Origin of the sequence: Lysobacter sp. K5869, assembly GCF_018847975.1 — a bacterium.
Taxonomy (GTDB): domain Bacteria; phylum Pseudomonadota; class Gammaproteobacteria; order Xanthomonadales; family Xanthomonadaceae; genus Lysobacter.
In genome coordinates this window covers 215,855-234,269 of sequence record NZ_CP072597.1, presented here as the reverse complement: position 1 = coordinate 234,269, position 18,415 = coordinate 215,855, and the positions used below count along the sequence as shown (strand labels likewise).

18 protein-coding genes and 1 pseudogene are annotated in these 18,415 nt (G+C 69.9%); 12 read left to right on the top strand and 7 right to left on the bottom strand.

Going from position 1 to position 18,415, the window contains the following annotated elements; genetic code table 11:
- The first annotated feature begins 86 nt into the window (after positions 1-86).
- Positions 87-1,343 (top strand): D-amino acid dehydrogenase, encoded by a 1,257-nt coding sequence (locus J5226_RS00970; protein WP_215840286.1) that lies wholly within the window; start codon positions 87-89, stop codon positions 1,341-1,343.
- 51 nt (positions 1,344-1,394) lie between these two features.
- On the opposite strand, the gene J5226_RS00965 is transcribed toward J5226_RS00970, so the two are convergent.
- On the bottom strand, positions 1,395-2,123 hold the full coding sequence (locus J5226_RS00965) for an arylesterase (protein WP_215837990.1): 729 nt from the start codon (positions 2,121-2,123) through the stop codon (positions 1,395-1,397).
- A gap of 77 nt (positions 2,124-2,200) precedes the next feature.
- On the opposite strand from J5226_RS00965, the gene J5226_RS00960 reads away from it, so the two are divergent.
- Complete coding sequence (locus tag J5226_RS00960; RefSeq protein WP_215840285.1) at positions 2,201-2,935, top strand: ABC transporter ATP-binding protein; 735 nt, start codon at positions 2,201-2,203, stop codon at positions 2,933-2,935.
- A 1-nt stretch (position 2,936) separates the two neighbouring features.
- A complete protein-coding gene (locus J5226_RS00955) occupies positions 2,937-5,441 on the top strand; it encodes an FtsX-like permease family protein (RefSeq protein ID WP_215837989.1) in 2,505 nt (834 codons plus the stop codon).
- Between the two features lie 58 nt (positions 5,442-5,499).
- On the opposite strand, the gene J5226_RS00950 is transcribed toward J5226_RS00955, so the two are convergent.
- Both J5226_RS00950 and J5226_RS00945 read right to left on the bottom strand, forming a co-directional pair.
- Positions 5,500-5,757, bottom strand: a complete 258-nt coding sequence (locus J5226_RS00950; RefSeq protein ID WP_215837988.1) for a hypothetical protein — start codon at positions 5,755-5,757, stop codon at positions 5,500-5,502.
- A 151-nt stretch (positions 5,758-5,908) separates the two neighbouring features.
- The gene (locus J5226_RS00945; protein ID WP_215837987.1) at positions 5,909-6,685 is read right to left on the bottom strand and encodes a hypothetical protein; all 777 of its coding nucleotides are present in this window, start codon (positions 6,683-6,685) and stop codon (positions 5,909-5,911) included.
- A 105-nt stretch (positions 6,686-6,790) separates the two neighbouring features.
- Here J5226_RS00945 and J5226_RS00940 point away from each other — a divergent pair, with 105 nt between their 5' ends.
- Genes J5226_RS00940 through J5226_RS00930 form a run of 3 tightly spaced genes read left to right on the top strand, consistent with a single transcriptional unit; the run spans position 6,791 to position 9,232 of the window.
- A complete protein-coding gene (locus J5226_RS00940) occupies positions 6,791-7,843 on the top strand; it encodes a class I SAM-dependent methyltransferase (RefSeq protein WP_215837986.1) in 1,053 nt (350 codons plus the stop codon).
- The gene (locus J5226_RS00935; protein WP_215837985.1) at positions 7,840-8,541 is read left to right on the top strand and encodes a 16S rRNA pseudouridine(516) synthase; all 702 of its coding nucleotides are present in this window, start codon (positions 7,840-7,842) and stop codon (positions 8,539-8,541) included. Before J5226_RS00940 ends, J5226_RS00935 begins: the two co-directional genes overlap by 4 nt.
- 7 nt (positions 8,542-8,548) lie before the next feature.
- Positions 8,549-9,232, top strand: a complete 684-nt coding sequence (locus tag J5226_RS00930) for an HAD family phosphatase (protein WP_255322951.1) — start codon at positions 8,549-8,551, stop codon at positions 9,230-9,232.
- A 63-nt stretch (positions 9,233-9,295) separates the two neighbouring features.
- Here J5226_RS00930 and J5226_RS00925 read toward each other — a convergent pair whose 3' ends face one another.
- Together J5226_RS00925 and J5226_RS00920 are read right to left on the bottom strand one after the other, a co-directional pair.
- Complete coding sequence (locus tag J5226_RS00925; protein WP_215837984.1) at positions 9,296-9,853, bottom strand: DUF1415 domain-containing protein; 558 nt, start codon at positions 9,851-9,853, stop codon at positions 9,296-9,298.
- Between the two features lie 10 nt (positions 9,854-9,863).
- The gene (locus tag J5226_RS00920; RefSeq protein ID WP_215837983.1) at positions 9,864-10,346 is read right to left on the bottom strand and encodes a YajQ family cyclic di-GMP-binding protein; all 483 of its coding nucleotides are present in this window, start codon (positions 10,344-10,346) and stop codon (positions 9,864-9,866) included.
- A 248-nt stretch (positions 10,347-10,594) separates the two neighbouring features.
- On the opposite strand from J5226_RS00920, the gene J5226_RS00915 reads away from it, so the two are divergent.
- The 4 genes from J5226_RS00915 to J5226_RS00900 all read left to right on the top strand — a co-directional run bounded on the left by J5226_RS00915 (position 10,595) and on the right by J5226_RS00900 (position 14,474).
- The gene (locus J5226_RS00915; protein WP_215837982.1) at positions 10,595-11,650 is read left to right on the top strand and encodes an NAD(P)-dependent alcohol dehydrogenase; all 1,056 of its coding nucleotides are present in this window, start codon (positions 10,595-10,597) and stop codon (positions 11,648-11,650) included.
- Between the two features lie 349 nt (positions 11,651-11,999).
- Complete coding sequence (locus J5226_RS00910; RefSeq protein ID WP_215837981.1) at positions 12,000-12,563, top strand: DUF1453 domain-containing protein; 564 nt, start codon at positions 12,000-12,002, stop codon at positions 12,561-12,563.
- Positions 12,564-12,677: 114 nt separating this feature from the next.
- A complete protein-coding gene (locus J5226_RS00905) occupies positions 12,678-13,562 on the top strand; it encodes a DMT family transporter (RefSeq protein WP_345778192.1) in 885 nt (294 codons plus the stop codon).
- Positions 13,563-13,673: 111 nt separating this feature from the next.
- The gene (locus tag J5226_RS00900) at positions 13,674-14,474 is read left to right on the top strand and encodes a VOC family protein (RefSeq protein ID WP_215837980.1); all 801 of its coding nucleotides are present in this window, start codon (positions 13,674-13,676) and stop codon (positions 14,472-14,474) included.
- Positions 14,475-14,698: 224 nt separating this feature from the next.
- Here J5226_RS00900 and J5226_RS00895 read toward each other — a convergent pair whose 3' ends face one another.
- Together J5226_RS00895 and J5226_RS00890 are read right to left on the bottom strand one after the other, a co-directional pair.
- A complete protein-coding gene (locus tag J5226_RS00895) occupies positions 14,699-15,331 on the bottom strand; it encodes an OmpW family outer membrane protein (RefSeq protein ID WP_215837979.1) in 633 nt (210 codons plus the stop codon).
- Between the two features lie 146 nt (positions 15,332-15,477).
- Positions 15,478-15,987, bottom strand: coding sequence for a hypothetical protein (locus J5226_RS00890; RefSeq protein ID WP_215837978.1), 510 nt, complete (start codon positions 15,985-15,987; stop codon positions 15,478-15,480).
- A 4-nt stretch (positions 15,988-15,991) separates the two neighbouring features.
- Between J5226_RS00890 and J5226_RS00885 the strand changes: the two genes are divergently transcribed.
- Entirely contained in the window at positions 15,992-16,771 is a 780-nt protein-coding gene (locus J5226_RS00885; protein ID WP_215837977.1) for a DUF2884 family protein, read from the top strand.
- Positions 16,772-16,890: 119 nt separating this feature from the next.
- Positions 16,891-18,345 (top strand): annotated as a pseudogene (gene aceF / locus J5226_RS00880) (dihydrolipoyllysine-residue acetyltransferase); the annotation flags it as partial.
- Positions 18,346-18,415: the final 70 nt, after the last annotated feature.

The following is an 18,415-nucleotide window of genomic DNA, read 5'->3' as shown; positions in this document are numbered from 1 at the left end:
CCTGCCGCGTCGGCGCCGCGGGCGCCGGTTCGCGTTCGCGGACCCGCGCTGTCCGGGCCGCGCCGGCACAGGCTCAGGAGTCGCGCATCAAAGTCCTCATCCTCGGCAGCGGCGTGATCGGAACCGCCGCCGCGTACTACCTCGCCCAGGCCGGCCACGAGGTCGACGTGATCGACCGCCAGCGCGCGCCGGCGATGGAGACCAGCTACGCCAACGCCGGCGAGGTCTCGCCCGGCTATTCGGCGCCGTGGGCGGGGCCGGGCGTGCCGTTGAAGGCGATCAAATGGCTGGCGATGAGCCACCGGCCGCTGGTGATCCGGCCCGGGCTGGATCCGGCGCTGTGGCGCTGGTGTCTGGCGATGCTGCGCAACTGCACCCACGAGCGCTATCGCATCAACAAGGGCCGGATGGTGCGGCTGGCGGAATACAGCCGCGATTGCCTGCGCGAACTGCGCGCGGCGACCGGCATCGAGTACGACGCGCGCCAGCAGGGCACGCTGCAGTTGTTCCGCACCCAGAAGCAGCTCGACGACACCGGCAAGGACATCGAAATCCTGCGCGAATCCGGCGTCGCCTACGAGTTGCTCGACCGCGACGGCTGCGCCGCGTACGAGCCGGCGCTGGCGCGCGTGCGCGAGAAATTCGCCGGCGGCCTGCGCCTGCCCGGAGACGAGACCGGCGACTGCTTCAAGTTCAGCCAGAATCTCGCGGCGCTGGCGCAAGCCGAAGGCGCGCGCTTCCGCTTCGGCACGCACCTCACCGGCCTGGAGGCCGAAGGCGGGCAGTGGCGGCGCGCGCACACCGATGCCGGCACGCTCGAAGCCGATGTTTGTCTGCTCGCGTTGGGCAGTTACTCGCCGCGCTGGCTGGCGCCGCTGGGGCTGCGCATTCCGGTGTATCCGGTGAAGGGCTATTCGCTGACCTTGCCCATCGTCGATGCGGCCAGCGCGCCGGAGTCGACGGTGATGGACGAAACCCACAAGGTCGCGGTGACCCGCCTGGGCGACCGCATCCGCGTCGGCGGCACCGCCGAACTGGCGGGGTACGACCTGCGCTTGCACGAAGCGCGGCGGCGCACGCTGTCGCACGTGGTCGGCGATCTGTTCCCGGGCGGCGGCGATGCGGCGCGCGCCGAGTTCTGGTGCGGCCTGCGGCCGATGACGCCGGACGGCACGCCGCTGCTCGGCGCCACCGCGGTGCGCGGGCTGTATCTGGCCACCGGTCACGGCACCTTGGGCTGGACGATGGCGGCCGGCACCGGCCGCGTGCTGGCCGATCTGATCGGCGGCCGCGCGCCGCAGATCGATCTGGAAGGCTTGGGCATCGAGCGCTACGCGCGCTGAGGCGCGCAGCGCACGCGTTCGCGCGCGCGACGAGTTCGCCGCGCGCCGCGCTTACTTCAACATCGGCCCGAGCTTGCTCCACACGTGATCGCGCAGCTTCGGCTGCGCCTGCGCGGTGGGATGCAGGTTGTCGTTCTGGAACAGGCTGCGGTCGGCGGCGACCGGTTCGAGCAGGAACGGCAGCAGCTGGGTCGAATACTTCTGCGCCAGTTCGCGGTAATTGCGCTCGAAGCCCTCGGTGTACTCGCGGCCGAGGTTCGGCGGCATGCGCATGCCGATCAGCAGCACCTGCGCCTTGGCCGCCTGCGCGGCCTGGATCATGCGCTCCAGGTTGGCCCGGCTCTGCGCCAGCGGCAGGCCGCGCAGGCCGTCGTTGGCACCGAGTTCGATCGCGACCACCGCCGGTTGATTGCGCTGCAGCTCGCCGGCGATGCGCGCCGCGCCGCCGGCGGTGGTTTCGCCGCTGATGCTGGCGTTGACCGCGCGCCAGCCCGGCTTGGTCTGGGCGATGCGCTGCGCGGTCAGCGCCACCCAGCCCTGCGGCGCGGCGAGGCCGTAGCCGGCCGACAGCGAGTCGCCCATGAACAGCACCGTGCGCTGGGCCTTGGGCGCGGGCGCGGCGGGCGCCGGTTTAGCGGCCTGCGCGGGCGCGGCCGCCGCGGCCGGCAACGCGGCCAGGAGCAGCGCGGCGGCGAGCAGGGCCGGACTTATGGCCCATTGAAGCCGGCGCCGCGACCCCGCATATCCTTGTTTCGCGACCTGCGAACTCTTAAAGATCATTTAATAACGTCTCCCGAAGATGCGGCGAGGCAGGCAGAAGGACGATCATGGCAGCTTCCGACTTGGCCGCAACGATCATGGCCGATGACATCGCCGAAAACGATGAACGCGCACGAACCGGCGGCGACGCCGGCGCGGCGCGCCCGTTGACCCTGGAAGTGCAGGGCCTGGGCAAGCATGTGTCCTTGCCGTCGGGCGAGCTCACCATTCTCGATGGGGTCGGTTTCTCCATCGCCAAGGGCGACACGGTCGCGATCGTGGGCGCGTCGGGTTCGGGCAAGAGCACGCTGCTGTCCTTGCTCGCGGGCCTGGATTCGCCCAGCACCGGCACGGTCAAGCTCGACGGCGAAACCATTTCCGCGCTCGACGAGGACGGCCGCGCGCGCGTGCGCGGCGAGAAGGTCGGCTTCGTGTTCCAGAGCTTCCAGTTGCTGCCGTCGCTGACCGCGCTGGAGAACGTGATGCTGCCGCTGGAACTGCGCGGCGACCGCGACGCGCAGGCGCCGGCGCAGGCGATCCTGGCCAAGGTCGGGCTCGGTCAGCGTCTGGATCACTATCCGCGTCAATTGTCCGGCGGCGAGCAGCAGCGCGTGGCGCTGGCGCGCGCGTTCGTGACCCGGCCGTCGCTGCTGTTCGCCGACGAGCCCACCGGCAATCTCGACACCCACACCGGGCAGGCGATCATCGAACTGCTGTTCCAGCTCAACGCCGACGCGGGCACGACCTTGGTGTTGGTGACCCACGACGATCACCTCGCCGAACGCTGCCACCGCCGCATCCGCCTGGACAGCGGCCGACTGGTGCAGGCCTGAGATGGGCCGCACGATCGCGATGGCGTGGCGCCAACTGCGCCGCGACCTCAAGGCCGGCGACGTGCGCATCCTGCTCGCCGCGCTGGTGCTGGCGGTGTTGGCGGTGACCGCGGTCGGCTTCGTCACCGACCGCGCCGAGCGCGCGCTGGCGATCGAGGCCAACCGTTTGCTCGGCGGCGACGCGGTGATCCGCGCCGATCAACCCATCGCCGGCAAATTGCGCGAAGCCGCGTCCGCGCCCGAACTGCGCCGCGCCGAAGCCCACGAATTGCAGACCATGATCCGGGTCGGCGAGCGTTTGCAGCTCGGCGATCTGCGCGCGCTCGGCGAAGGCTTCCCGCTGCGCGGCGCGTTCCGCATCGCCGATAAGGCCGGCGGCGCCGAACGCGACGCGGCGGGCGTGCCCGCGCGCGGCACGGTGTGGATGAGCCAGGCCGGCGCCGACACCTTGGGCGCGAAGGTTGGGCAAGAGATCGCCATCGGCGATTCGCGCCTGCGCCTGGCGGCGTTGGTCACGCAAGAACCCGACGCGTCGCTGGATTACTTCAACATCGCGCCGAAGGTGTTTCTCAACCTCGCCGATCTGCCGGGCACGGGCTTGATCCAGCCGGGCAGCCGCATCCGCTATCGCTTGGTCGTCGCCGGCCCGGCCGCGGCGGTGGAGCGTTTCGTCGCCGCCGCCAAGCCCGCGCTCGGCCGCGGCCAGCGTTTGGAAACCATCGCCGACGCGCGCCCGGAAGTGCGTTCCGCGCTCGACCGCGCCGGTCGCTTCCTCGGTTTGGCGGCGCTGGTGTCGGTGGTGCTGGCGGCGGTGGCGGTGGCGATGGCCGCGCGCCGCCACAGCGAGCGCCATTTGTCCGGCACCGCGGTGATGCGTTGCCTCGGCGCCAGCCAGCGCACCTTGGTCGGCATCCACGTCGGCGAGATGGTGTTGCTCGGTTTGCTCGCCAGCGCGATCGGCGTGGCCTTGGCGTTCGCGCTGCAATGGGCGATCGGCGGCTGGCTGGAGCAATCGCTGAAGATGTCGATTCCGCCCGCGGGCTGGTTGCCGGCGCTGCAAGGCTTCGGCGTCGGCCTGGTGGTGTTGCTGGCGTTCGGCGCGCCGCCGGTGCTGGCGCTGCGCCGGGTGCCGGCATTGCGCGTGCTGCGCCGCGATCTCGACGCCACCGAGCCGAGTTCGTGGCTGGTCGCGCTGGCCGGCCTGGGCGGCCTCGCCGCGTTGCTGTGGTGGAAGGCCGGCTCGCTGATGCTCGGCGCGTACATGCTGGTCGGCATCATCGCGACCTTCGCGGTGTTGGCGTTGCTGGCGCTGGGCATGATCGTGCTGGTGCGGCGCCTGCGTTCGCGCCTGCGCGGCGCGCTGCGCTACGGCTTGGCGAACGTGAGCCGGCGCGCGGGCGCCAGCATCGCCCAGGTGTCGGCGCTGGGCCTGGGCCTGATGGCGCTGCTGCTGCTGACCTTCGTGCGCACCGACCTGCTCGACCGCTGGCAGTTGGCGCTGGCGGCGGATGCGCCCAACCGCTTCATCATCAACGTGCAGCAGGACCAGATGGCCGACGTGCGCCGTTTCATCGGCGAACAAGGCCTCGCCGAGCCGGTCTTGTTCCCGATGATCCGCGCGCGTCTGGTCAGCCACAACGGCCAGCCGGTGACCGGCGACAGCTACGCCGAGCGCGGCGACCGCGCCAAGCAATTGGCCGAGCGCGAGTTCAACCTGTCGGTGGCCGACAAGCTGCGCGACGACAACAAGCTCACCGACGGCAAGTTCTGGGCGCCGCGCAAACTGGCGCAGCCGGAGGTGTCGGTCGAGGAAGGCTTCGCCGAAACCTTGGGCTGGAAGGTCGGCGACCGCATCGGCTTCGACATCGCCGGCCAGCCGTTCCAGGCCAAGATCACTAGCCTGCGCAAGGTCGATTGGGAAAGCTTCCGGCCGAACTTCTTCGTGGTCGCATCGCCGCAGTCGATGGACGGCTACGCGGCCAGCTACATCACCGCGATCAGCGTGCCGGCGCAGAACACCCGCTTCACCTCGCAATTGGTCGAGCGCTTCCCGAACCTGTCGGTGATCGACGTCGAGCAGGTGCTCAAGCAGGTGCGCAGCACCGCCGATCAGGTGTCGACGGTGGTCGAGGTGGTGTTCTATTTCTCGCTGTTCGCCGGCGTGCTGGTGTTGATGGCGGCGGTGAGCGCGAGCCAGGACGAGCGCCTGCTCGAAGGCGGGGTGATGCGCGTGCTCGGCGGCAGCCGTTGGCAGCTGCGCTTGGCGCAGGCTTCGGAGTTCGCGGCGATCGGCTTGTTGTCGGGCTTGGTCGCGGCGATCGCGGCGTCGGTGCTGGCCGGCGTGGTCGCGGTGCAGGTGTTCGATCTGCCCTGGGAATTCGACTGGCGCATGGCCGCGGCCGGCGGCGCGGCGGGCATGCTGGCGGCGCTGGCGGCGGGGATGTTCGCGACGCGGCGGGTGCTGGATGCGCCGCCTTCGGTGACGCTGCGCGAGTTGCAGAACTGATATCGCGCGCCACTCCGGCCCGAACGCTTTGCGTTCGGGCCGGAGTGGTCGGGAAACTTCAAACGCTCAACTGCGGCTCGGCCTCGAACCTGCGCGCATACCCGCGTTCCTCGGCCACGCGCTCGATCTCGCCGTCGGCCAATTCCGGCGCGGCGTACACCGCGTAGACCATGGCGCCGTCGCGCAGTCCCACATGGTGCAGACGGTAACGCGCGGTGCCGCTGCCGGTGTCCGGCGGATAGTGACGCGGCGCCGTGCCGCCTTCCAGGTCGAGTTCGCTGTTGTCGACGGTGCCGCCGACGAAGAGGGCTCGCATCGTGCAAGGCTCCTGGGATGGACGAGGTTTCATCCTCGCGGCGGCGACGTTGGCTGCGGATGAAGCGGATGTTCGCGCGGCGCGAAGATCCCTCGGTTCGCGGGTTCAGTCGCTGTCCGCCGCGATCGTGGACGACCGAATCGAAACGCCGTCATTCGCCCGGCGACAAATGCCCCGAAAACACCCGATGCCGCGGATGCAGCCGCAGCCACAGCGTCTGCGCGAGCAACAGCGCGCCGATGCCGGCGGCCGTCCACGCCGCGACCGTCGCGCCGGGCAAGGCCGACGCCGATTGCTTCATATACACGCCGGCCAAACCCCACAGCGCCGCCAGCACGAAGCCGGCGCTGGCGCGCATGCGCGCGTTCAACGCCGCCAGCAACAGCGCCGCGGCCGCGAACAGGCCCAGGCTCCAGTGCAACATCGGCTCCGCCGGCAGCAGGCGATAGGCCACGATCACCTGCGCGGTGTTCAGGAACGCCGCCAGCGCCAGCCAGCCGGCGTGCAGCGACAGCGCGAATTTCGCCCAGGCGCGCTGGCCCGGCAGCGGCGTAGCGTCGCGCGCCAGCACGGTCGCCGCCCAGGCCAGACAGGCCAGGGCCAGCCAGATCGTCGCCAGCGCCAGCCAGAACCACTGCTGCGAGAACAGCGGCATCCACAGCGCGGTGAGGGTGAAACCGGCCGCAGCGGCGGGGCGGACCCGCCGCAGGGTGTCGTCCTCGCGCCGGCGCGCGCCGAGCTGCCAGACGGCGAAAGCGAGGTCGAGCAGGAAAATCAGGCCCCAGATCGCGAAGGCATAGCCGGCGGCGACCAGCAAAGTGGGGTATCGGTCGGAAATCGCGCCGTTGTCGGGGCCGAAGTAGCCCTGTTGCGAGAACCAGGCCACCGCCGGCATCAGCGCGGCCGCGATCAGCACGGGCAGGCGCACGGGGGACGCTCCTTGCGTCGGATGCGATGCCACACCCTAACCCGCGGCCGCGTAAAATCGGCGCGATGAACCTATCGTCCGCAATCCATCCCGTGTCTTTCGACCATGCGCGCTGACCGTTCCGACGACGCGCTGGAAACCCTGTTTCAGCCCCTCGCCGACGGCGTGCTGAGCTGGCCCGGCGACGCGCTGTTCCTGCGCGCGCGCGACGGCCTCGGCCTGCGTCAGGCGCCGCGCCCGGGGCTGTTGTGCGAGCAGGACTTCAAGCCCGCCGCCGACGCGCTGGAGCGCGGCGGCCTCGACGTGGCCGACCTGGAATCGCTGGCCCCGGACCGCCGTTTCCCGCTGGTGTTGGTGCTGCCGCCGCGCCAGCGCGAGGAAGCGCGCGCGCTGTTCGCCCAGGCCGTGGCGCGTTGCGCGCCGGGCGGGCGGGTGCTGGCGTGCATGCGCAACGACGAGGGCGCGCGCTCGGGCGAGGACGATCTGGGCACGCTCGCCGGCAAGGTCGGCAGCCTGTCCAAGCGCAAATGCCGCGCGTTCTGGACCGCGCCGTTGCACGGCCCGGCCGACGCCGCGCTGGCCCGCGCCTGGGCCGCGCTGGACGCGCCGCGCGAGATTCTCGGCGGCCGCTTCCTCAGCCGCCCCGGCGTGTTCGCCTGGGACCGCATCGATCCGGCTTCGGCCTTGCTCGCCGCGCATCTGCCGGCGGATTTGGCCGGCCGCGCCGCCGACCTCGGCGCCGGCTACGGTTATCTCTCGGCCGAATTGCTGGCGCGCTGCCCGCGCATCGCCTCGCTGGATCTGTTCGAGGCCCAGGCGCGCGCGGTCGCGCTGGCCCGGCACAACCTGCGCGAGGCGCGGGTGCCGCTGGAAGCGTTCTGGCACGACGTCACCGCCGGCTTGCCGCGCCGCTACGACGTCATCGTCAGCAATCCGCCGTTCCACGCGCAGGGCCGCGAGGAGCGCCCGGACATCGGCCGCCGCTTCATCGAAGTGGCCGCGCAATCGCTCAACCCGGGCGGGCGGCTGTGGCTGGTCGCCAACCGCCATCTGCCGTACGAACAAGCGCTGGACGAGCACTTCGGCGAAGTGCGCACGGTCGCGCAGGACGGCGGTTTCAAGGTCGTGGAAGCGCGCGGCGCGCGGAGGCGGGCATGAAACTGGTCAAGCTGATCGCCAACCTCGGTTACGGCAGCCGCAAGGACGTGACCGCGATGTTCCGCCAAGGCCGCATCACCGATGCCGACGGCGAAGTGCTGTACGCCGACGATCAGGTCGAGCACGCCGCGATCCGCATCGACGGCGAGCCGCTGGACCCGCCCGCCGGCTTGGCGGTGATGCTGCACAAGCCGGTCGGCTACACCTGTTCGACCAAGGACCCCGGCCGCATCGTCTACGACCTGTTGCCGCCGCGCTTCCGCCTGCGCTCGCCGCTGCTTTCGCCGGTCGGCCGGCTCGACCGCGACACCAGCGGCCTGTTGCTGATGACCGACGACGGCGCGCTGCTGCACCGGATCGTTTCGCCGAAGGCCAAGCTCGGCAAGGTCTATGAAGCTACTCTGGCGTCGGACCTGCGCGGCGACGAAGCGGCGGTGTTCGCCAGCGGCGAGCTGATGCTGGAAGCGGAAAAAACCCCGCTGGCGCCGGCCGCGCTGGACGCGCTGGAACCGCGGCGGGCGCGGCTGACGCTCACCGAGGGCCGCTACCATCAGGTGCGGCGCATGTTCGCCGCGGTCGGCAATCACGTCGAAGCGCTGCACCGCGCGCGCATCGGCGGCTTGTCGCTGCAGGATTTGCCGAGCGGGCAATGGCGCACGCTCGATTCCACCGATCTCGAGACTCTGTTTCGTGGCTGAAGATTCCGTGGCTGAGACGTCCATCGCGCTGGAGTTCGTTCCCGACGCCGTGCTGTTCGACATGGACGGCCTGATGCTCGACAGCGAGCAGGCGATGCTGGAAACCTGGCGCGAAGCCGCCGTGGCCGAAAACCTCGCCGCCGAAGACGCGGTGTGGCTGGCGATGGTCGGCATGCACGACCGCGCCAGCCTCGCCCACCTGAGCGGGCATTTCGGCGCCGACGCCGCGGCGCGGTTGCGCGACACCAGCTACCGGCTCTACGACGAACGCGTCGCCGCCGGTTTGCCGCGCAAGAACGGCTTGCTGGAACTGCTCGATCTGCTCGAAGCGCACGGCGTGCCCAAGGCGGTCGCGACCTCGACCCAGCGTCCGCGCGCGCTGGCCAAGCTGGCCGCGACGGGCTTGCTCGGCCGTTTCCGGATCGTGGTGACCGGCAGCGATGTCGAACACCCCAAGCCCGCGCCGGACATCTATCAGTTGGCCGCGCGCGAACTCGGCGTCGACGTGCGCCGCTGCGTGGTGCTGGAGGATTCCGAGCCCGGCGTGCGCGCCGCGCTGGCGGCCGGGGCGACGCCGATCCAGATTCCCGATCTGGTCGCGCCGGGCGAGGAGCTGCGCGCGTTCGGCCATCGCATCGTGGCTTCGTTGGAGCAGGCGCGCGGTTTGTTGGAACGCGTCTTGTCCGAGTAGCTGGAAGCTAGCGGGTAGGAGTTAGGAGATAGCGGCGGCGCGGCGAAGGCGGGTGGGCTGCGCTCAGCCGCTGAAATTCCAGGCCGATAGCTTGCGCCAACCGTCCGCGCCGAGCTTTTCCAGCGTCGCCAGGTTGCGCTCGACGATCGCGTCGGGATCGGGAAACGCCGCCACCGCGCGCTCCACGCTGCTCTCGCGCAGCAGGTGCAAGGTGGGGTAGGGCGAGCGGTTGGTGCAGTTGCCGATGTCGTCGAACGCGGTGCCGGCGAACTGATAATCCGGGTGGAAGCTGGCGATCTGGATCTCGCCTTCCAGATCCAGCAGCGCCACGGTTTCGTCGGCGAGTTCGAGGAAATCGTTGAAGTCGAGGAAGTCGGTCAGCACCTGCGGATGGATCAGCAAGGTGGTGTCGATCTGCTCGGCCGGGGTCTGCTCCAGCAGCACCAGTTCCGACGACAGTTCTTCCAGCAACTGCTCCGGCGTGCGCGCGTAGCTGAGCACGAAGCGGATCTGGCGCTTGGCCAGCACCGCCTTGGCGAACGGGCACAGGTTCAGCCCGATCACCGCGCGCTCCAGCCAGCGCACGGTTTCGGCGACGGGATCGGGACCGTACTCGCTCATGGCGCGCGGCTCAGTCGCGGAAGTTGTCGTACTGCAGCGGACGCTCGAAATCGCCGGCGCGCAGCAGGGCGATGGCCGCCTGCAGGTCGTCGCGCTTCTTGCCGGTCACGCGCAGCTTGTCGCCGTTGATTTGGGTCTCGACCTTGAGCTTGGCGTCCTTGATCGCCGCGGCGATCTTCTTCGCCAGTTTCTGCTCGATCCCCTGCTGCACGGTGATCTTCTGGCGCGCGCCGGCGAGGTTGGTCTCGATGTCGCCGAACTCCAGGCAGCGCGAGTCGATCTGGCGCGCCGCCAGGCGCTGGCGCAGGATCTGGGTCATCTGTTCGAGCTGGAACTCGCTCGGCGCCGTCTGGCTGATCTGCTTGTCGTCGAGCACGAACTTGGCGTCCACGCCCTTGAAATCGAAGCGGGTGGACAGCTCGCGGTTGGCCTGATCGACCGCGTTGGTGAGTTCGTGGGTGTCGACTTCGGAAACCACGTCGAAAGAAGGCATGGCGCACTCGCACTTTTGGGGAGGAAACGCCGCACAGGGTAGCGCAAGCGCGGCGGCGATACGCAGCGTTGCAGCGGCGCGACGTCCGCGGGGCGCCGCGATTGACGCGGCGGCAACGCGGCGGGCCTAGAATGGCGGTCCAGCGTTCGCCGCCCCCGACTGCGCGCCCAGGCCTCGAGTACGGCCCGGACGGGGGCCGATCCGGCCGCCGCTGCGTCCCGTCCACGCTAACCGGAACTCATCCCCTTATGCTTAAGACCGCTGCTTATGCCGCGCAGAACGCGCATTCGTCCCTGGCCCCGTTCTCGATCGAACGCCGCGAGCCCGGCCCGGACGATGTGCTGATCGACATCCTCTATTGCGGCGTCTGCCATTCCGACATCCACCAGGCCCGCGACGAGTGGGGCGGGTCGATCTTCCCGATGGTGCCGGGCCACGAGATCGTCGGCCGGGTCGCCCGGGTCGGCGCCAACGTGACCGCCTTCAAGGCCGGCGACGCCGTCGGCGTGGGCTGCTTCGTCGATTCCTGCCGCGAATGCGCGCAGTGCAAAGCCGGCGAAGAGCAGTACTGCGACCAAGGCATGACCGGCACCTACAACTCGACCGAACGCGGCAACGGCGCGCCGACCTACGGCGGCTACTCGACCCGCATCGTCGTCGATCAGGCCTACGTGCTGCGCATTCCCGAGTCGATCCCGCTCGACCGCGCCGCGCCGCTGCTGTGCGCCGGCATCACCACCTATTCGCCGCTGCGCCACTACGGCGTCAAGGCCGGCGACGAACTGGCGGTGGTCGGCCTCGGCGGCCTCGGCCACATGGCGGTCAAGCTGGCGGTGGCGATGGGCGCGCGGGTGACCGTACTGAGCACCTCGGAGTCCAAGCGCGAGGCCGCACTGGCGCTGGGCGCGCACGCCTTCGCCGCGACCCGCGAGAAGGAAACCTTCAAGCGTCTGGCGCGCAGCTTCGATTTCGTCATCGACACCGTCTCCGGCGAACACGACTACAACGCCTACCTGAGCCTGCTCAAGGTCGACGGCACGATGGTGCTGCTCGGCGTGCCGGAGAAGCCCGCGGCGGTCGCGGCGGGTTCGCTGATCATGCAGCGGCGCAAGCTCGGCGGCTCGCTGATCGGCGGCATCCGCGAAACCCAGGAAATGCTGGATTTCTGCGCCGAGCACGGGGTGGCGTCGGACATCGAGCTGATCGGCATCGAGGCCATCAACGAGGCCTACGAGCGGATGATCAAGGGCGATGTGCGCTATCGCTTCGTGATCGATATCGCGAGCCTCGACAAGGCGGCTTGATCGGTTCGGCGGAACCGGGCCTCGTGCCCGCGCGGATGCGCGGGCGCGGGGCACCGCCGAAGCATCGCGCTGAAGTCTTTGGATCCCCGCGTTCGCGGGGGTGACGGTTCGGGGAGACGAGAACCCCACCTTCCGTCATTCCCGCGAACGCGGGAATCCAGGGCTTCATCGGGGCATGGCCCGAAGTCCGCCCCCACGTTCGGGCGGACGACATCCCGGAAGAAGCGCGGCGACCTCCGCTTCTTCCAAGCCCGACGGCGTTCGATGAGGCCGCGGCCGAACCGCCGATACCGAGCCCGAATGCGCTTCAGCGCCGAGGCATCGGCGCCGGCAGCCGTAAACTGCCCGCATGCCCCTCCTTCTGATCCCGCTCGCGCTCGTGGCCCTGGCCCTGCTGTGGGCCTTGCTGATCCCGGTCGGCCTGATCCAGCGCTACCGCTACGGCAAGGCGCGCCGCCGCGCGCTGGGCTGGGCGGTGGGCCTGGGCGCGGCGCTGTCGCTGCTCTCGCTGTCGCTGTTCTTCCTCGGTGCCTGGGTCAGCGGCCACTGGGTCGCCGACGCGCCGCTGTACGCCGGCGCCGGGCTGTGCGCGGGCTTGCTGCTCGGCGCGTTCGGCCTCGCGCTGACCCGCTTCGAGGATCTGCCCAAGGGCTTGTACTACACGCCGAACCGTTGGCTCGCGCTGGGCCTGACCGCATTGATCGCCGCGCGCCTGGGCTACGGCCTGTGGCAAGGCCTGCACGCCTGGAGCGCGCAAGCGCCCGACAGTTGGCTGCCGCGCCAGGGCGGTTTGTTCGCGGTCGGCGGCGTGCTGCTGGGGTATTACGTGCTCTACACCCTCGGCGTGCGCCGGCGTCTGCGCCGCCATCTGCGCCTGCGCGAAGCCGCCGCGAACACGGGTGACAGGCGCTGACAGCAGCCGGGTGACGGCCCGCGGCGGCCGCGTCATGATGCGGGACCTTCCCGTCGTCGCCGCCATGATTCCGTCGTTCTTGCGCTCCACCGCCGCCCGCGCCGGGGCGGCGCCGTGACCGCCGCGCACCCGCACGCGCGCCGCGCGATCTTTACCATGCTCGCCGCGGTGCTGATGTTCTCGCTGATGGACGCGCTGCTGAAGCTGCTGTCCGAACACTACCCGCCGTTCCAGGTCGCGACCTTGCGCGGCGCGTCCTCGCTGCCGTTCGTGCTGACCTGGGCCATCGCCAGCGGCGGCGCGCGCAGCCTGCTGCGCGTGCGCTGGCCGCTACACGTGCTGCGTGGCGCGCTCGGCATCGGGATGATGGCGAGCTTCGTCTACGGCGTGAATCGGCTGCCGCTGTCGACGACGTACTCGGTGTTCTTCATCGCGCCGCTGCTGATCACCGCGCTGTCGGGCCCGTTGCTCGGCGAACAGGTCGGGCCGCGGCGCTGGGTCGCGATCGGCATCGGCCTGCTCGGCGTGCTGGTGCTGCTGCGGCCGACCGGCGAGGGCATGCTCAGCCTGGCCGCGCTGGCGGTGCTGGCCGCGGCGCTGGGCTACGCGGTTACCGCGATCACCGTGCGGGTGCTGGCGCGCACCGACAGCACCCAGGCGATGATGGTCTGGCTGATGGTGCTGATGACCCTCGGCGCCGGCGCGCTGGCGTGGCCGGGCTGGGTGGCGGTGCGCGGCGAACACCTGTGGCTGATCCTTGGCCTGGGCGTGGCCGGCTCGCTCGGCCAGTACGCGGTCACCGAGGCCTTCCGCCTCGGCGAGGCCTCGCTGATCGCGCCGCTGGAATACACCGCGCTGATTTGGGGCGTGATCCTCGACCTGACCCTGTGGGGCGTGCTGCCCGACCGGGTGACCTGGGCGGGCGCGGCGATCATCGTCGCCAGCGGCCTGTACCTGCTGCGCCGCGAACGGGTCCACGTCGAAGCTGAACATCCTTAGCGGGTACGCCGTTTTCTCGCCGCAGCGCGCAATGACGGACGCGGCTCCCGGGCGTACTGTCGTGACGAAGTTGGCAGTAACGACTGTGCAGTAGCCGGGGGGAAGTCAGCCATGACCGCGCTCGTCCACGCTCCGGGGGCTCCGTGCTGGTTCGAGCTGGCCACCGACGACCAGCCGGCGATCGAGGCGTTCTATGGCGCGCTGTTCGGCTGGACGCTGGAGCGCACGCCGATGCCCGACGGCAGCCTCTACACCATCTTCCAGCTCGACGGCCGCGACGTGGCCGGCACCTACACCTTGGTGCCCGGCGCGGTCGTCGGCGTCGACGGGATCGGCGCGCCGCACTGGGGCGTGTACTTCCGCACCGCCGATTGCGACAAGGCGGTCGCGCGCGCGGTCGCGCTGGGCGGACGCATGATCGCCGCGCCGTTCGAACTGATGGAACACGTGCGCATGGCGGTGTGCGCCGACCCGGAAGGCGTGGTGTTCTCGCTCGCGCAGCAGCGCGCCCACCCCGGCGCCGACGCGCTGGGCGTGGACAACGCGGTGTGCTGGGCGGAACTGGCCACCGGCGACATCGACCGCGCCGAACGCTATTACCAGCAACTGTTCGGCTGGCGCATGCGCGGCCATCCCAGCGCGCCGGACGGCTACCGCGTGTTCGCCGACGAACAGCGCATGCTCGGCGGCCTGCTGCAGATGCGGCCGGAGTGGCGCGACCGGCCGCCGCATTGGTCGATCTATCTGCAGGTGCAGGACGTGGACGCTTGCGTGCAGCGCGCGTTGGACCTCGGTGGGCGTCTGGAATCGGCGCCGTTCCAAGCCAACAGCGGCGTGCGCATCGCCCGGCTGGCCGATCCGCGCGGCGCGGCGTTCTACGTCATCCAGTTCGTCGGCGACGCGCCGGCCTGAGGTGCGTTTCCCGCGGGCAAAAAAGAACGGGCTCCCGCGAGGGAGCCCGTTCGGTACTGCGACTGCGTACTGCTACATCGGTACTGCGTACTGCGACTGCCTTCGATCACAACGGTGTTGCGGTGCATCGCTTGCTGTCTTGCGGTACTGCCACTGCTTGCTGCGTACTGCCACTGCGCGGTAGCGCGGCTCGCTCGGAGCGTGCCCGCTTAGGTGGTGCTCGCTTAGAAGCGCGCGCCGATGCCGACGCCGACGGTGACCGGGTTCAGTTCGGCCTCGCCGACCTTCAGGCCGTTGAGCTTCACGTCCGACTTGCTGCCCTGCATGTAGCGCACGTCGGCGCGGGCGAACCAGGTCGGGTTGATGTTGAGGTCGACGCCGGCGGTGGCGATGCCGCCCTTGGCGTTGTCCACGCCCAGGCGCTGGCCGTTCTCGAGCTTCTCGCCGGTGTAGTTGGCCTGGTAGTAGCCCAGGCCCACGAACGGACGCACGATGCTGTCGGCGCCGCGGAAGTGGTACTGGCCGCTCAGCGCGACCGGCTGCGAATCGACGCTGCCGAGTTTGCCGGCGCTGGAGTTGATGCGGTGGCCGAACTTGTCGGCCGAACCCCACAACTCGACGGCGAAGTTGTCGTTGATGAAGTAGCTGGCGCTGAGGGTCGGAGCGCCGTCGCCGTCCAGGTTGGTGCGGGTGCCGGCGATCTGCGGATTCTTGGTCGGCTGGGTCAGGGCGTAGCCGCCGACGATGGCGAAGCGCTTGCCGCTCGCGCTGTCGGTGGACGCATCCTGAGCGAACGCGGCCGGGGCGAAGGCCAGGGCGCCGAGCATGGCAAGGGTCAAATGACGGAAGCGGATCATGGAGTGGACTCCTGTGTTGTTGTGTGTGTTGCGTAATGCCTTGGGGGAGGCGGGGCGCAAGTTAGCAACGCATGCATGAACCGAACTTGCCGCGCGAACGCGCGTGAAGGAACTTTTCACGCGAGAAGCGTGTTAGAGGCCTGTTTTCAAGGCAAAAATGAATGAAATGAACGGATGGGGACTGGCGAAAAACCTTGCGCATCGAGTGCGTTCGAATGCATCGCGGCTATCGCGTCGATACTTCGCTGAAGCCGCTGTCGGCGAGGAAAACCCTGGAAAATGCGGCTCCAGAGACGAATGGCCGCAACATGAACGATGCGCGCGCCGGCTTGCGCGCGCACCGGCGCGAAGCGCGCGACTGCGCGCGCGCGTTGGCGCGAGTCCGCGCCGATTTCTTGAACGGAACGAAAACGAGCCGTTTTCGGCGTTCCGCGCACCTGCGAAAAGGCGCGTCCGCGCGCGAAGGCACCAGCGTCGCCGCGTGCATCCGCATCGCCGCGCGCACGCGACCGACACGAACCTTGCAAGGCGTAAGCGCGCGGCAAGCGCCAGAATCGGCACGTCCAATCGCCATGACGAAGGTCATGCCATCGAAAGGCACGTGCCGCCGCCGCGACGCGAACGGCAAGCTGCGCCCATTCCACCGTCGAGGACACGACGATGCCGTCCCGCCCGCTTTTCCGACTCGCCGCTGCGGCCGCAACGACGCTGGCCTGCGGCGCCGCCTTCGCCGAGGTCAAGATCGACGGCCGCTGCGAGATCGACAGCCCGTACCAGCTCACCCTCAACCAGCGCAGCCTGATCCTGACCCGCCAGGACGGCGAGCCCAAGGCCATCGTCATGCGCCAGGGGCGGATGTTCGTCGACGACCGCTGGGTCGAGCTCAGCGCGCAGGACTCGCGCCGGCTGGCCGAGTTCGAACGCGGCGCGCGCGCGGCCATGCCCGAGGCCCAGGCCATCGCGCGCGAGGCCGCCGACATCGCCCTGGTCGCGCTCGGCGAAGTCGCGGCCAAGCTCGGCAATCATCCCGACCGCACCCAGGCCAAGGTCGAGCAGGCGCGCAAGCAACTCGACGCCAGCCTGCGCGACGCCATCGGCCCGACCCGCTTCAGCGGCAAGCTGCTCGGCGACGGCATCGGCAAGGCGATCGGCGAGGCGGTCCCGCTGGTGATCGGCGATCTGGTCGGCGGCGCGGTCAGCGCCGCGCTCAGCGGCGACACCCAGCGCTTCGAGCGGCTGGAGAATATCGACACCCAGATCGAAGCCGCGGTGCAGCCGCGCGCCAACGTCCTGGAACGCCGCGGCGAGCGCCTGTGCCAGCGCATGCTCGAACTCGACGGGCTGGAGAACGCACTGTCCTACCGTTTCGACGGGCGCTCGCTGGATCTGCTCAAGGTCGAGCTCAAGCCCAAGGACGACAAACCGGGCGACAAGCGCTGAGCCCGCGCCAGGCGTGGCGGCCGCCCTCAGTACTGGGGCGTACGCAAACGCCGGCGGCGCAGCGGCTGTGCCGCTTAGGCCTTTAGTACTGCAGCGGGCGTAACGCGGTTGGCGCCACCGCCCGCACAAGACACAATAGGGTTTTCGCGCATTTGCGGAGCCCCACGAACATGGCTGATCTGAAGGAAGCACGCGTCCCCGACATCGGCGACTACGACGGCGTGCCCGTCATCGAACTGTTGGTCGCGGTCGGCGACACGGTCGCTCAGGACCAGGGCCTGGTCACGCTGGAGTCGGATAAAGCCACGATGGAAGTGCCGGCGCCGTTCGCCGGCATCGTGCGCGAACTCAAGGTCAAGATCGGCGACGAGCTGGCGGAAGGCAGCGTGGTCGCGTTGATCGAACCAACCGAAGGGGAAGCAAAGCAGGCGCCCGCGCCGGCCCAAGAGCCCGCCAAACCGGCCGCCCCCGCCAAGGCCGAAGCCCCGGCCCCCGCCAAGAGCGAACCCGCCCCGGCCGCGAAGGCCGAAGCGCCCAAGTCCGAAGCCCCGGCCGCGCTGCCCGGCGCCACCGCCGGCACCGACCCCGAGGCGCTGCCGCCGCGCACCCCGCCGGTGGCCTTCACCGCCGAAGAGCTGATGCCCGACAAGGTGCCCTACGCCAGCCCGGCGGTGCGCCTGTTCGCGCGCGAGCTCGGCGTCGACCTGATGCGCGTGACCGGCAGTTCGCGCGGGGGCCGGATCAGCAAGGAAGACGTGCAGTCCTTCGTCAAGGGCGTCATGCAGGGCGGCGGCGCGCCGGCCGCGGCGGGCGCCGCGCCCGCGCTCGGCGGCGGCCTCAACCTGCTGCCGTGGCCGAAGGTCGATTTCAGCAAGTTCGGCGAGATCGAAACCAAGCCGCTGACCCGCATCCAGAAGCTCTCCGGCGCCAACCTCGCGCGCAACTGGGCGATGATCCCGCACGTCACTCAGCACGACGATGCCGACATCACCGACCTGGAAGCGCTGCGTGTGGCGCTCAACAAGGAAAACGAGAAGGCCGGCATCAAGCTGACCATGCTCGCCTTCCTGATGAAGGCCTCGGTCAATGCGCTGCAGAAGTTCCCGACCTTCAACGCCTCGCTCGATGCGAGCGGCGAAAACCTGACCCTCAAGAAGTACTTCCACATCGGCTTCGCCGCCGACACCCCGAACGGGCTGGTGGTGCCGGTGGTGCGCGACGTGGACAAGAAGGGCGTGCTGCAGATCGCCCGCGAAACCGGCGAACTCGCGGCCAAGGCGCGCGAAGGCAAGCTCGGCCCGGCCGACATGAGCGGCGGCTGCTTCTCGATCAGCTCGCTCGGCGGCATCGGCGGCACCGCGTTCACTCCGATCGTCAACGCGCCGGAAGTGGCGATCCTGGGCGTGTCCAAGTCGGCGACCCAGCCGGTGTGGGACGGCAAGCAGTTCGCGCCGCGCCTGATCCTGCCGCTGTCGCTGTCCTACGACCACCGCGTCATCGACGGCGCCGCCGCGGCGCGCTTCACCGCGTATCTGGCGCAGTTGCTCGCCGATATGCGCCGCTCGCTGCTGTAACGGCCGGGGCGGCCGCCGCGCGCGGCCGTCCGGCGCGCCGCTTCGTGCGGCCGCCGCCCGGTTCGCTTTC

What these genes read in the sequence shown, in the direction of transcription:
- J5226_RS00965 (WP_215837990.1), bottom strand. Translation starts at nt 2,123, where the DNA reads ATGATCTTTAAGAGTTCGCAGGTCGCGAAACAAGGATATGCGGGGTCG.
- J5226_RS00960 (WP_215840285.1), top strand. Translation starts at nt 2,201, where the DNA reads ATGGCCGATGACATCGCCGAAAACGATGAACGCGCACGAACCGGCGGC.
- J5226_RS00955 (WP_215837989.1), top strand. Translation starts at nt 2,937, where the DNA reads ATGGGCCGCACGATCGCGATGGCGTGGCGCCAACTGCGCCGCGACCTC.
- J5226_RS00950 (WP_215837988.1), bottom strand. Translation starts at nt 5,757, where the DNA reads ATGCGAGCCCTCTTCGTCGGCGGCACCGTCGACAACAGCGAACTCGAC.
- J5226_RS00940 (WP_215837986.1), top strand. Translation starts at nt 6,791, where the DNA reads ATGCGCGCTGACCGTTCCGACGACGCGCTGGAAACCCTGTTTCAGCCC.
- J5226_RS00935 (WP_215837985.1), top strand. Translation starts at nt 7,840, where the DNA reads ATGAAACTGGTCAAGCTGATCGCCAACCTCGGTTACGGCAGCCGCAAG.
- J5226_RS00925 (WP_215837984.1), bottom strand. Translation starts at nt 9,853, where the DNA reads ATGAGCGAGTACGGTCCCGATCCCGTCGCCGAAACCGTGCGCTGGCTG.
- J5226_RS00920 (WP_215837983.1), bottom strand. Translation starts at nt 10,346, where the DNA reads ATGCCTTCTTTCGACGTGGTTTCCGAAGTCGACACCCACGAACTCACC.
- J5226_RS00915 (WP_215837982.1), top strand. Translation starts at nt 10,595, where the DNA reads ATGCTTAAGACCGCTGCTTATGCCGCGCAGAACGCGCATTCGTCCCTG.
- J5226_RS00910 (WP_215837981.1), top strand. Translation starts at nt 12,000, where the DNA reads ATGCCCCTCCTTCTGATCCCGCTCGCGCTCGTGGCCCTGGCCCTGCTG.
- J5226_RS00900 (WP_215837980.1), top strand. Translation starts at nt 13,674, where the DNA reads ATGACCGCGCTCGTCCACGCTCCGGGGGCTCCGTGCTGGTTCGAGCTG.
- J5226_RS00895 (WP_215837979.1), bottom strand. Translation starts at nt 15,331, where the DNA reads ATGATCCGCTTCCGTCATTTGACCCTTGCCATGCTCGGCGCCCTGGCC.
- J5226_RS00885 (WP_215837977.1), top strand. Translation starts at nt 15,992, where the DNA reads ATGCCGTCCCGCCCGCTTTTCCGACTCGCCGCTGCGGCCGCAACGACG.